This is a genomic window from Salinicola sp. LHM (genome assembly GCF_034479735.1).
In the GTDB taxonomy this organism is placed as follows: Bacteria; Pseudomonadota; Gammaproteobacteria; order Pseudomonadales; family Halomonadaceae; genus Salinicola; species Salinicola salarius.
Genome location: NZ_CP140261.1, coordinates 2,441,216 through 2,453,768, shown reverse-complemented (window position 1 = coordinate 2,453,768; position 12,553 = coordinate 2,441,216). Strand labels below are relative to the sequence as shown.

10 protein-coding genes are annotated in these 12,553 nt (G+C 61.2%); all 10 read left to right on the top strand.

All coding sequences use genetic code 11. The annotated features are described in order from the left end of the window. The first annotated feature begins 42 nt into the window (after positions 1–42). The 10 genes from R5R73_RS11340 (at position 43) to R5R73_RS11295 (ending at position 12,328) form a co-directional block, all read left to right on the top strand. A complete protein-coding gene (locus R5R73_RS11340) occupies positions 43–780 on the top strand; it encodes an ABC transporter permease (RefSeq protein ID WP_110630688.1) in 738 nt (245 codons plus the stop codon). A 29-nt stretch (positions 781–809) separates the two neighbouring features. Next, the gene (locus R5R73_RS11335) at positions 810–1,760 is read left to right on the top strand and encodes an ABC transporter ATP-binding protein (RefSeq protein ID WP_322527550.1); all 951 of its coding nucleotides are present in this window, start codon (positions 810–812) and stop codon (positions 1,758–1,760) included. Further along, positions 1,757–2,872 (top strand): chain-length determining protein, encoded by a 1,116-nt coding sequence (locus tag R5R73_RS11330; protein WP_071231567.1) that lies wholly within the window; start codon positions 1,757–1,759, stop codon positions 2,870–2,872. Before R5R73_RS11335 ends, R5R73_RS11330 begins: the two co-directional genes overlap by 4 nt. A 181-nt stretch (positions 2,873–3,053) precedes the next feature. Further along, positions 3,054–4,127 (top strand): dTDP-glucose 4,6-dehydratase, encoded by a 1,074-nt coding sequence (gene rfbB, locus R5R73_RS11325; protein ID WP_322529589.1) that lies wholly within the window; start codon positions 3,054–3,056, stop codon positions 4,125–4,127. Next, positions 4,124–5,011 carry a dTDP-4-dehydrorhamnose reductase gene (rfbD, locus tag R5R73_RS11320; RefSeq protein ID WP_110630694.1) on the top strand — a complete coding sequence of 296 codons (888 nt, stop codon included), beginning with the start codon at positions 4,124–4,126 and terminating at the stop codon, positions 5,009–5,011. The genes rfbB and rfbD overlap by 4 nt, the downstream gene beginning before the upstream one ends. Positions 5,012–5,130: 119 nt before the next feature. Beyond that, positions 5,131–6,060: a glucose-1-phosphate thymidylyltransferase RfbA gene (rfbA, locus tag R5R73_RS11315; RefSeq protein WP_110630697.1), complete on the top strand. Its 930-nt coding sequence runs from the start codon at positions 5,131–5,133 to the stop codon at positions 6,058–6,060. Positions 6,061–6,133: 73 nt separating this feature from the next. Beyond that, entirely contained in the window at positions 6,134–6,679 is a 546-nt protein-coding gene (gene rfbC / locus R5R73_RS11310; RefSeq protein ID WP_071231564.1) for a dTDP-4-dehydrorhamnose 3,5-epimerase, read from the top strand. Positions 6,680–6,971: 292 nt separating this feature from the next. Then, complete coding sequence (locus tag R5R73_RS11305; RefSeq protein WP_322527549.1) at positions 6,972–8,321, top strand: UDP-glucose/GDP-mannose dehydrogenase family protein; 1,350 nt, start codon at positions 6,972–6,974, stop codon at positions 8,319–8,321. Positions 8,322–8,957: 636 nt separating this feature from the next. Then, the gene (locus R5R73_RS11300) at positions 8,958–10,004 is read left to right on the top strand and encodes an HAD family hydrolase (protein WP_110630702.1); all 1,047 of its coding nucleotides are present in this window, start codon (positions 8,958–8,960) and stop codon (positions 10,002–10,004) included. Positions 10,005–10,024: 20 nt separating this feature from the next. Further along, on the top strand, positions 10,025–12,328 hold the full coding sequence (locus tag R5R73_RS11295) for a rhamnan synthesis F family protein (RefSeq protein ID WP_322527548.1): 2,304 nt from the start codon (positions 10,025–10,027) through the stop codon (positions 12,326–12,328). Positions 12,329–12,553: the final 225 nt, after the last annotated feature.

Genomic DNA, 12,553 nt, shown 5'->3' with positions numbered 1-12,553 from the left:
TCCCGCTCTCCGTGGCGGGTGGCCCGGAGCGTCTGGTTCGCCATGTTCATGCGGGAAGCGATCTCGCGCACCATGGCCGATCGCATGGGCTGGTTCTGGATGATCTTCGAGCCGCTGGCGATCATCGGCGTGATGGTGTCGGTGCGGGGGCTGTTCATGTCCGGCCGCCACATCGCCGGTGCCGATTACGTGGCCTGGATGGTGGTCGGGCTGATGGGCTTCATGCTGTTCCGCGAGAACATGATGCGTTCGATCGGCGCGGTGGAGGCCAATCGCGGGCTATTCGCCTATCGCCAGGTCAAGCCGATCGATCCGGTGCTGGTCCGCTGCTTCCTCGAAGGCATGCTCAAGTCGCTGATCTTCATCCTGTTCATCACCATCGGCAGCCTGCTCAAGTTCGAGCTGATGCCGGACTATCCGTTCGGCGCCATGATGGATTGGCTGTCGTTGTGGGCGCTGGGCTGGGGCATGGGGCTGACGCTGTCGGTGCTGGGCGATCTGGTGCCGGAAATCGGCAAGGTCGCTCGTATTCTCAACCTGCCTTTGCTGCTGCTCTCCGGCGTCATCTTTCCGGTGCTCTACGTGCCGCATCAATACCGGGAATACCTGTTGTGGAATCCGATCGTCCACGGCCTGGAGAGCATGCGTCTGAACTTCTTTGCCGGCTACCACACGATCGACGGTATCGACATGACGTATCTGTGGTTCTGGGCGCTGGCGCTGATTTCGCTGGGGCTGGTCCTTCACATGCGCTTTCGCGATCAGCTGAAAGCGCACTGATTTTTCAGACAACGTGAGGGGCTTTTCCCATGATCGAAATCCGCAATCTCTACAAGCGCTACCACAACCATCACGACAGCCCGTGGGTGCTCAAGGACATCTCTCTGACCATCCCTTCCGGGGTCAGTGTGGGACTGCTGGGTCGCAACGGGGCGGGCAAGTCGACGCTGCTGCGACTGATCGGCGGCATGGACTCGCCGGACCGCGGCGAGATCATTCGCAACAGCCGGGTTTCCTGGCCGATCGGTCTGGCGGGCGGCTTCCAGGGCTCGATGACCGGGCGCCAGAACGTCAAGTTCGTGGCTCGGATTCACGGTGCCGAGGAGGAGATCGAACGGGTCGTGCGGGAAGTCGAGGACTTCGCCGAGATCGGCGATGCCTTCGACGAGCCGGTCAAGACCTACTCCTCCGGGACGCGCTCACGCCTGGCGTTCGGGCTCTCGCTGGCCTTCGACTTCGACGTCTATCTCTCCGACGAGGCGACCGCCGTGGGCGACCGCGCCTTCAAGGCCAAGGCCAAGAATGCGTTCAAGGAGCGTGTCGGCCGGGCCAGCCTGATCATGGTCTCCCACGGCGAAGGGGTGCTGAGGGAGTTCTGCGAGGCGGGCATCGTGCTGGAGAAAGGGCAGGCGAAATGGTTCGACGATATCGAGGAGGCGATCAGCGCCTATCACGAGGCGACCGACGGCAAGAAGATCGCACCGCCCAAGGTGCCCACGTCGCTCGCCGAAGCGAAGCAGCAGCTGATGCAAGCCAATCTCGAGTTCGAGCAGGCCCGTCTCGAGTACCAGATAGCCAGTGACGATCCCGCCCGCAATGATCCCGGCGATGCGCTGCGCTGGCGCATGGAGGAGGCCCGCGAGCGGATGCACGAGGCGCGCCGTCATGTGCAGCAGTTCCAGTCACAGGCGAAAGCGAAGCCTCGTAATCGAACGAAAAAGACTCCGAATAAGCCCCCGAAAAAGACAGGTCGGCCATGAACAAGTCATCTCATACCAATAAATCATCGCGCTTGCGCAAGTCGTTCCACTGGATCGTGTGCTTGATCGCGATCGTCGTCGTCTCGCTCTACTGGGCGTTGTGGGCCAGCGATCGCTATGTCTCCCATGCCAACGTGGTGCTCGAAAGCCCCCAGCTCGCCTCGCCGACGTTGAGCGTGAGTTCGCTGCTGAGCGGCGGAGCGACCAGCAATCTCGCGGACATGCTGCTGCTGCGCGATTACATGCGGTCCGTCGACATGCTGAAGCTGCTCGTCGAGGAGGCGGATTTCCGCAATCACTACGCCAATTCCGGGGCGGACTTCTTCAGCGCACTGGGGGACGAAAACGCGCCGCTGGAAGAGCTGCACGACTACTTCCTCTCGCGGGTCTCGGTGGAGCTGGACGACTACGCCGGCGTGCTGCGGGTCGATGTCGAAGCCTTCGATCCGGAGGAAGCCAACAAGATCGCGCAGCTGCTGCTGGACGAGGGCGAGCGCCACATGAACCTGATGGGCCAGCGCCTGGCGGAGGAGCAGGTGCGCTTCCTCGAACAGCAGGTCGCGCTGCTGGAAGAGAAGTTCCAGCAGACCCGTGATGCATTGCTCGACTACCAGAACGCCAACGGACTGGTCTCGCCGACGGGCACGGTGGAAAGCCTCAGCTCGGTGGTTTCGGGGCTGGAAGGGCAGCTCGCCATCGCCAAGGCGCGCAAGAGCGCGATGACCAGCTACCAGAGCGCCCGTTCTCCGGAAGTCGTGCGCATCAACAGCGAGATCAAGGCGCTTACCAATCAGATCACCCAGGAACAGCAGCGTCTGGCCCGCCAGTCGGGCAACGCGCTCAACAGCATTTCCTCGGAGTACCAGACCCTGATGCTGCGGGCGCAGTTCGCTCAGGACAGCTACTCCGGGGCGCTGGGCGCGCTCGAGAACACCCGCATCGAAGCGGCACGGAAGCTCAAGCAGGTCTCCGTGCTGCAGACGCCGACGATGCCGGAATACCCCGAGCAGCCCGAGCGGCTCTACAACTCGGTGGTATTCGCGGTGATCGCGCTGTTCATCACCCTGATCATCAACATGCTGATCCTGATCGTGAAGGACCACCGCGACTAAACGGCAGGCAGGGCGGGCCCCGGCGCATGCCGCGGCCCGGCCCTCCCTGGCGGCGCAGCAGTACCGACCAGCAAGACGGTTACCAACGAGACGGTTACCAACAAGACGAACGACCCAACGACAGATCTACCCAATTAAAGATCTACCCAACTATAGGCTCGACGGGGGAATCACCATGAGCATGACATTTCTAGTGACAGGTGGCGCCGGGTTCATCGGCTCGGCAGTCGTGCGCGAATTGATCGAGCACACACCGCATCGCGTCATCAATGTCGACAAACTGACCTACGCCGGCAATCCGGAATCGCTGGCACGCGTCGACAGCGACGAGCGCTACGAATTTCGGTTGGCCGACATCTGCGATGCCTCGGCCATGAACCGGATCCTGAGGGAGTACCGGCCGGACGTCGTCATGCACCTGGCGGCGGAGAGCCACGTGGATCGCTCCATCGATGGGCCGGCGGCGTTCATCGAGACCAACATCATGGGGACCTACGTCCTGCTGGAGGCGACACGCGCCTACTGGAAAGGGTTGCAGGACAGCGACCCCCGCAAGGCCGCGGCGTTCCGCTTCCACCACATTTCCACCGACGAGGTCTATGGCGACCTGCACGGCGTCGACGATCTGTTCACCGAGACGACGCCGTACGCGCCGAGTTCACCCTATTCGGCCAGCAAGGCGAGCTCCGATCACCTGGTTCGCGCCTGGCACCGGACCTTCGGCCTGCCGACGCTGGTGACCAACTGTTCCAACAACTACGGGCCGTTCCATTTTCCGGAAAAGCTGATCCCGCTGATGATCCTCAGCGCGCTGGCCGGAAAGTCGCTGCCCGTCTACGGCGATGGCAAGCAGGTTCGCGACTGGCTTTATGTCGAGGATCACGCGCGGGCGCTGGTGAAAGTCGCCAGCGAGGGCAGCATCGGCGAGACCTACAACATCGGCGGCCACAACGAGAAGCAGAACATTCAGGTCGTCGAGACCATCTGCGAGCTGCTCGAGGAACTGGCGCCGCGGAAGCCGGCGGGAGTTGCTCACTATCGTGAACTGATCACCTTCGTGACCGATCGGCCGGGCCATGACCAGCGCTATGCGATCGACGCCTCCAAGATCCAGCGTGAACTGGGCTGGGCGCCGCAGGAGACCTTCGAGAGCGGCATGCGCAAGACAGTGCAGTGGTTCCTCGAAAACGACGTCTGGTGGCGCCGGGTGCAGAACGGCAGTTATCAAGGGGAGCGGCTGGGAGCCATCGCATGAACATTCTGATTCTGGGAGGAAGCGGCCAGGTCGGCTTCGAGCTGCAGCGCGCGCTGGCCCCGCTCGGAAACTGCATTGCGCCGGGGCGCCGGTCGCTCGATCTGCAGGATGCCGCGGCCGTCGTGCGTCTGCTCGACGAGCTTGGCCCGAGCCTCGTCGTCAATGCGGCGGCCTGGACGGCGGTGGATGCCGCCGAAAAGTCACGTGACGAAGCCTTTCGCCTCAACGCGGCGCTGCCGGCCCAGCTTGCCGACTACTGTGCGTCCCACTCGGCGAAGCTCGTTCACTACTCCTCGGACTACGTCTATCCCGGCGGTGGCGACACGGCGTGGCAGGAGACCAGCGAGACCGGCCCGCTGTCCGTCTACGGAAAGAGCAAGCTGGCCGGTGACGAGGCGGTGCTGGCCAGCGGCGCCGATGCGCTGATCTTCCGCACCAGCTGGGTCTACAGCGCGCGCGGCCACAACTTCATGAAGACCATGCTGCGCCTGGCTCGGGAGCGCGAGGCGTTGCGCATCGTCGGCGACCAGATCGGCGCACCGACGCCGGCCCGGCTGATTGCGGAAGTGACTTTGCTGGCCGTGAAGCAGCGCGGGGAGGGCCGTCTCGAACCGGGCCTCTACCATCTCGCCCCGCGTGGCGAGACCAACTGGCATGGCTTCGCCCAGGCGATCTTCCGACATGCCGAGGCACTCGGGGAAACCTTGCAGGTAAAGCCGGACCAGGTGGTGTCGATTGCGACCGCGAATTACCCCACACCCGCGCGTCGGCCGCTCAACTCGCGGCTGTCGCTGGAGAAAGTCGAGCAAGCCCTGGGCATCACGCTGCCGAATTGGGAATCCCAATTGCAGTTGACGCTGGCGGAGCTGCTCGAAGCCGCATAGCGCGTTCTTCCGTGACGCGCTCGCAACTTCCCGTGAAAGGAAACCCTTGCAAGAGGGGCGACTTTTATACCGTTACCTTGAATGTCTGAATCGATCTTCGTATCGAAAGGAGCTTCACCATGGCACGTAAAGGCATCATTCTGGCCGGCGGTTCCGGTACTCGCCTGCATCCGATTACCCAGGGCATCTCCAAGCAGCTGCTGCCGGTGTACGACAAGCCGATGATCTACTACCCGATCTCGGTGCTGATGCTGGCAGGGATCCGCGAGATATTGATCATCTCGACGCCTTCCGACCTGCCGCAGTATCAATATCTGCTGGGCGACGGCGCGCAGTTCGGGGTGCGGTTCGAATACGCCGAACAGCCTTCACCGGATGGTCTGGCCCAGGCGTTCCTGATCGGCGAATCGTTCATCGGCAACGACTCCGTGTGTCTGGTACTGGGCGACAACGTCTTCCACGGCCAGCACTTCTCGGAGCAGCTGATGCGGGCTTCGGACGTGCAGAAGGGTGCGACGGTCTTCGGCTATCTGGTCAAGGACCCGGAACGCTTCGGCGTGGTGGAGTTCGATGCCTCGGGCAAGGCGCTGTCGATCGAGGAGAAGCCGATCAAGCCGAAGTCGCCTTACGCGGTTACCGGCCTCTACTTCTACGACAACGACGTGGTCGAGATCGCCCATCAGGTCAAACCCTCCGAGCGCGGCGAGCTGGAAATCACCAGTATCAACAATGCCTACCTCGAGCGGGGCGATTTGCGCGTCGAACGGTTGGGGCGCGGCTTCGCGTGGCTCGATACCGGTACGCACGACAGCCTGCTGGAAGCCGGGCAGTACGTGCAGACGATCGAGCACCGCCAGGGGCTCAAGGTCGCCTGTCTGGAAGAGATCGCCTGGAATCATGGCTGGATCGACGACGCGACGCTGGCCGAACGCGGAACCGCCCTCAAGAAGACCGGCTACGGCCAGTATCTGCTCAAGCGCCTCGAAGACGCTCAGCGCGGCGGGACGACGGGCGAAGTCGTCATGGCCGGCTTCGGCGGCAGTCGCTGATTTCGGTTCGTCAGTTCAACCAATCACCTCAGCCACCAACCCAGCCATCAACCCAGCCGGAGAGACGGACGACATGAATTACGAAAAGCTGGCCATTCCTGACGTCGTGCTGATGACACCCCATGTGTTCGGCGACGAACGGGGCTTCTTCCTCGAGACCTTTCGACACAGCGAATTCGTCGAACACTGCGGCGACTACCGGTTCGTGCAGGACAACCACAGCAGGTCCGGCCAGGGCATTCTGCGCGGGCTGCACTATCAGTTGCATCAGCCGCAGGGAAAGCTGGTCCGGGTCACCCGGGGCGAGGTCTATGACGTCGCAGTCGATCTTCGCCGCAGTTCGCCCACCTTCGGGCAGTGGGTCGGCGCGTTGTTGAGCGAAGACAATCGCCAGATGCTGTGGGTGCCGCCAGGCTTCGCCCACGGCTTCTACGTCACCAGCGAGATCGCCGAGTTCCAGTACAAGTGCACGGACTACTATGCGCCGGGCGATGAATACAGCCTGCACTGGAACGACCCGCAACTGGCCATCGACTGGCCGCTGGTGAGCGACGAGCCGGTGACCTCCGACAAGGACGAGCAGGGAAGACGACTGGCCGACGCCGCGACCTTCGCCTAGCCCCGAGTCGATTTCGGGAAACGCTGCCGGAGCCGTCTCGAAGCGGATTCGAGGCTCACCCGACATTCACTCGACGCTCACTCGAAGATCCTCCAGGCCTCCGTTCCTGAACCGCCAGCGCTCGCCGGTCCGCGTTCCGGTCATTGGCCTGATTCACGGATCCAGAATCCTGGATCGTGGGTATCGGGGCGACGAGGCGAAAGTGTCATTCCATGCGGGGCCGGCCGGCCTCGCCTATTCGAATTTCTGAGCTGCCCAGTGGGCGGCATCGCGCATCATGGGGATTTCTCGGATGAAGATCACCGTTTTCGGTACCGGTTATGTCGGTCTGGTCACGGGTACCTGTCTGGCTGACGTTGGCCATGACGTGGTCTGTGTCGATATCGACCAAAGCAAGATCGAGCGCCTGGTTCAGGGAGACATTCCCATCTATGAACCCGGTCTCGAGTCGATGGTGCTGCGCAACATCGAAGGCCAGCGCCTGAAATTCACCACCGATGCCAGAATGGCGGTGGAACACGGCGTGCTGCAGTTCATTGCCGTGGGCACGCCGCCCGACGAGGATGGCAGTGCCGACCTGCAATACGTGCTGGCGGTGGCGTCCACCATCGGTCAGTACATGAACGGCTACAAGGTCGTCATCGACAAGTCGACCGTGCCGGTCGGGACCGCCGACAAGGTGCGGGAGCGTATCGAGGGCGTGCTGGCGGAACGCGTCGCCGATCTGCCGTTCGATGTCTGCTCCAACCCGGAATTCCTCAAGGAAGGTTCGGCGCTGGAGGATTTCACGCGAGGCGCTCGTATCGTCGTCGGGACCGAATCGGATCGCGTCGCCGATCTGATGCGGGAGTGCTACGCGCCCTACAACCGCAATCGCGAGAAGTTGATGTTCATGAGCGTGCGCGCGGCCGAACTGACCAAGTATGCGGCCAACGCGATGCTGGCGACCAAGATCAGCTTCATGAACGAGATCGCCAACCTGGCCGAACGCCTCGGTGCGGATATCGAGGACGTGCGTCGCGGCATCGGCTCCGACCCGCGTATCGGCTATCACTTCATCTATCCCGGCTGTGGCTATGGCGGTTCCTGTTTTCCGAAGGACGTGCAGGCACTGGCCCGTACCGCCAGCAAGGTGGGGTACGACGCCGAGCTGCTGAAAGCCGTGGAAGCGGTCAACAAGCGCCAGAAATCCACCCTGTTCGAGAAGCTCTCCCATGCCCTGGATGGCGAGCTGGAAGGCAAGACGATCGCGGTCTGGGGGCTGTCCTTCAAGCCGGAGACCGATGACATGCGGGATGCGCCAAGTCGGACGCTGATGGAAGCGCTATGGGACAAAGGAGCCACGGTGCAGGCCTACGATCCCGAGGCCATGAAGGAGTGCCGCCGCATCTACGGCGAGCGAGATGACCTGATATTGGTCGCAGACCGTATCCAGGCGGTCAAGAAGGCCGATGCGCTGGTGATCTGCACCGAATGGAAGGAGTTTCGCACCCTCGATGCCGAGTGGATTCGCGGCCAGCTGAGTGCACCGGTGGTCATCGATGGTCGCAACCTGTTCGACCCGGAAACCATGTCCGCGGCCGGAGTCGACTACTACGCGGTGGGGCGGGGCAAGACGATCGATCCTCGCGTTGCCGCCTGACACGTCTTTCCACCTGTCGAAAGCCCGGCCCGCCACTCGAGTGGGCGTTGCCGGGCTACAAAACGATAAGAAAGTTTCGCAAAACGTTTCTGTTGAGTAAGTCTAATCCTGCCGTTAATGAAGTTTTTAATAGAGTTCTGGAATGATTTATTCATCGATTTATGGATGGTGAATATCGATGAGTAAATTCATCTTCAATAAAGGGCGGGTCGCGATTAACCTGACTAAAGTCTTAGCAATGGTTGCTCGGTTACCGGCGCTTAAAACTGACTGAAAGTCACCATTGATTTGATTTTAAAGTTCTATTTCGTTGATTGTTGATATTGCTGGTGGTTCGAGAAGCCTGTTGCCAACCGGCAGTGGCTACTGGGGAATAGTCAACGAATTGTCATGGCGGGTTGTTATAGGGCGGCAATCGATACTCCTGGTCATGACAATAAAGATAACGTTATTACGATGAAGCAACGTTGCTTCTGCCTGTGTCACCGTTACCGATAATGACACTCTGGTGTCATGACGCATTCCGAAGATGCGCCTGGCGGTATTCCATCGCCTTGATGGAAAAGAATAGCAATAAGTCGCTCATAGAAATAAGTCGCTCATTGCGACAAACCAAACGACAGACGAGGCATCATCATGCAAGCCAAGAGCCGGGCATTATATGAATTCGGGGCGACCTTTCTTGGGCCCGCATTGCACGTTTACGCTGAGTCCATTGAAGCCGAGGCCGAAGGTCATTTGCCGGTGTGCCTGGCGAGGGAAGGCTGGTGCTTTCACCGTCTGTTGATTCGTCTCCAGCGGGAGTCCTCGATCGACCTGCCGCACGATCCCATCTACCTGCGGGTCTCCAGAACGCTGCTCTTCCGCGCCATGCTGGGTTCGGAGACGATCACGCCGATGGCGCTGAGCAACGATTTCTCGGGCAGCATTCTGGATCTCATGCGCAAGCGATTCGGTCTTCAGCTGCACGAGATATTCGCGGCGTTGCCGTTCGAGCTGCTGCGCTTCAATTGCGAGCTTCCCAAGGACAAGGATCTGGTTCTGCAGTGGTTGATGCCCCATCTCGAGGCGTTGAAAAAGGTCGTTTCACCGACCCGAAAATCGCTGGTCGCCTATCTGGAACGGTCCGGATTGATGGACCCGGAAAAGCGCCCCCTGATGCTGGATCTGGGCTACTCCGGCACGATCCAGAAGATTCTCACTCATATCATCGAGCGGGATACCACGGGGCTCTATTTCATCGCCACCAAGCCGGGTGACACCGAAGTCAGCAAGCACCATGCGCTGTTGAAGGGCGTCTTCCACGAGGGCGTCGGCTGGCGCAATGGCTGCACCATGCTCGACCGTTCGCTGCTTTTCGAATGCCTGCTGACCGCGCCGCACGGGCAGATGGTCGACATTCGGCAGAAGAGCAATCAGGAGTTCGAATACTTCTACGGACGCCAGGCGGGAACGCAGCGTCATTTCCAGGATTTGAAGACGGTCTTCGATGGGGCGATCGATCACGTCGTGATGTGTCGACGACACGGCGTGAATTATTCGCCAGAGGACGTGCAGGGGCTTTACGAGGTCTTTGCGACCCGACCCAACTGTATCCCGCACGATGTCTGGCACCTTTTCAGTGTCGATGACGACATCACCGGCAACGGCATCGTCAATCCGATGCAAATGTTCGCAATATAAATCAAGAGGTGGGGGCCCACATGAAACCAACGGGAAAGATGATATCGCTACTACCGTGGCTATTTCAGACCCAGTTCGCCAGTCAGGCGCGCAAGAAGCGTCTGGCGGCGGAAGAGGTCGTGGGAATGGACGACAATATCGTCGTGCCGGAGAGCGGTATCGAGGATCAGCCGCGCAAGACGCCCATCCCCGATGACAGGAATCTGGTCACCGTGACCGAAACGTTCGTCGTCGCGGAGGGCGAGGCGGTCAACGACGATCTTTCCTCGACCGACGTCAACGTCAACGTCGACGCCGACGACAAGGTAACGACACCGTCTGTCGACCCCGCGACGGCCATCGGTGAGGAAGCGACGAGCTCGCGTATCGGCGATTCCGAAGCCGTCGAGTCCGAAGTCCTCGAACTTCCGCTGGGGGATGCCGCGCGTGAAGGCGGAGCCCACGCCGCCATGATGAGCCAGGCGTTCATGGATGCGCTGAATACGGGGCTGTTCGATCCCAAGTGGTATCAGGCGACGTACGGGCTGCGCTTCTCGACACAGCGTGAGGCATTCGACGACTACATCCGCAAGTCCCGCTTCGCGCCGGTCAACCCCTCGCCGCGCTTCGACAGCGAAACCTATCATCGGATGTACATCGATGTCTTTCATGCCCAGCAGAGCCCGCTTCAGCACTATCTGCTGCATGGACGTAGCGAAGGCCGGCAGCATGTGCCCGCTACGGTGCGCTGGTTCCCTCGGGAGATCGTCACGCCCGGCAAGCGGCTGACACCGGCAGCGAGCGAGCTCAAGGTCGCGCTCTGCCTGCATGTCTTCTATGTCGATTTTCTGGATCGCTTTGCCCAGGCCATCGAGCGGTTCCCGGTGACCGTCGATGTCTATCTCACGCTGGCGGATGCCAGCTTCGAGACGCGTGCCCGTCAGCTGTTCGGCGAGCATGCGCGGGTCGGCAAGCTCGAGACTCGTGTCGTGCCCAACCGCGGCCGCAACTTCGGCCCGGTACTGGTGGAGTATGGCCAGGCCCTGCAGGAGTACGATCTGTTCTGCCACCTGCATTCGAAGAAGTCGCTCTATTCGGGCAAGGAACAGACGCAGTGGGCGGAGTACCTGATCGAGTATCTGCTCCGCGATACCTCCGTCATCACACGGCTGCTGAACGCCTTCGCCGCCGACGAATCCCTCGGGCTCTACTACCCGACGACGTTCTGGATGATGCCTTCCTGGGTCAACCATCAGACCATGAACAAGGGTTTCATGCGCGAGTGGCAGGAGAAGCTGGGACTGGGCCACATTCCCGAGTTCCTGAGCTATCCCGCCGGCGGCATGTTCTGGTCGCGCCCCGAGGCGATGAACGGCGTGCTGGACCAGACCTGGACCTATGAAGACTTCCCGGAAGAGCCGTTGCCCAACGACAACTCGATGCTTCATGCCCTCGAGCGCGTGCTGGGGCCGCTGGCCGAGCATCACGGCTTCCGGCAGCTGTTCTTCTATCCGCCCACCGGGCAGTTCACCACGGACAACGGCTATATCACCGCCAGCTATCACGGCCGGCTGGAGCAGCACATCGCCAGCATCCAGGCGCATGCCTGCATCAGTTTCGATGTGTTCGACACCCTGGTGCGCCGCGAATACACCGTGCCGGATTACGCCAAGCTGAAGCTGGGCAAGATGCTGGCGGAACAGGGGATCGTTCCCTCCGCGCAGGCCTTCGTCAAGCTGCGCAACGATGCCGAATCGACCCTGCGCCGACGTGCCAACTTCCAGGGCGACGTGCGCATCGAGGCGATCTACGACGAGCTGGCCGATCAGCTGGACGTCAGCCCGGACACCGCGCAGGAGTGGATGGCGCTGGAGTACGAACTCGATCTCGAGATGATCCAGCCCAAGGACGAGATGGTCGAGCTGTTCAACCATCTTGCCGCGCAGGGGCACATCCTCTGGGTCATCTCCGACAGCTATTACAACCGCGAGCAGGTGGGACTGATGCTGCGCAAGGCCGGCGTCGCCGCCGCCTACCGTTTGATGGTCTCCAGCGAAGAGCAGGCGCGCAAGGATAACGGCTCGATGTGGGTCAAGGTGAAGCAGGACCTGACCAACGAAGGCATCGATCGTCATCTGCACATTGGCGATAACGTGGTCGCGGACGCCCAGATGCCGGGCGACCTGGGGCTGACGACCTTCCACATCCTCCATCCGATGGACAAGTGGGCGGCCTTGGGATTTCCGCCGGTGCTGCATGGCGCGGACGCGCTGGACGAGATGCAGATACTCAAGTGGGGCCGGCTGATCAGCGACGTCGGAAGAAATCCGTTCATCGGTGAGTGATATCGACCCTGGCCACTCGGCCTCGGTGCTGGCCGCTGGGCGAATGTTGATCACGGGTCGTGAAGGCTGGCCACTCGATGATGAGCGTTGGCCGAGTGGCGAGCCCTGTCGCCGATGACGGCGAGCCGGTTCATCGCCAGCGGATTCGTTCACTGGCGGTCGATTGACGAAAGAGCAGATGGAGATCCGCTATCGATCTCCAGTGCCGATCCTGCGACATATTTA

Excerpts from the sequence above, each read along its gene's own strand:
- R5R73_RS11340 (WP_110630688.1), top strand. The coding sequence starts at position 43 with ATGTTCATGCGGGAAGCGATCTCGCGCACCATGGCCGATCGCATGGGC.
- R5R73_RS11335 (WP_322527550.1), top strand. The coding sequence starts at position 810 with ATGATCGAAATCCGCAATCTCTACAAGCGCTACCACAACCATCACGAC.
- R5R73_RS11330 (WP_071231567.1), top strand. The coding sequence starts at position 1,757 with ATGAACAAGTCATCTCATACCAATAAATCATCGCGCTTGCGCAAGTCG.
- rfbB (WP_322529589.1), top strand. The coding sequence starts at position 3,054 with ATGACATTTCTAGTGACAGGTGGCGCCGGGTTCATCGGCTCGGCAGTC.
- rfbD (WP_110630694.1), top strand. The coding sequence starts at position 4,124 with ATGAACATTCTGATTCTGGGAGGAAGCGGCCAGGTCGGCTTCGAGCTG.
- rfbA (WP_110630697.1), top strand. The coding sequence starts at position 5,131 with ATGGCACGTAAAGGCATCATTCTGGCCGGCGGTTCCGGTACTCGCCTG.
- rfbC (WP_071231564.1), top strand. The coding sequence starts at position 6,134 with ATGAATTACGAAAAGCTGGCCATTCCTGACGTCGTGCTGATGACACCC.
- R5R73_RS11305 (WP_322527549.1), top strand. The coding sequence starts at position 6,972 with ATGAAGATCACCGTTTTCGGTACCGGTTATGTCGGTCTGGTCACGGGT.
- R5R73_RS11300 (WP_110630702.1), top strand. The coding sequence starts at position 8,958 with ATGCAAGCCAAGAGCCGGGCATTATATGAATTCGGGGCGACCTTTCTT.
- R5R73_RS11295 (WP_322527548.1), top strand. The coding sequence starts at position 10,025 with ATGAAACCAACGGGAAAGATGATATCGCTACTACCGTGGCTATTTCAG.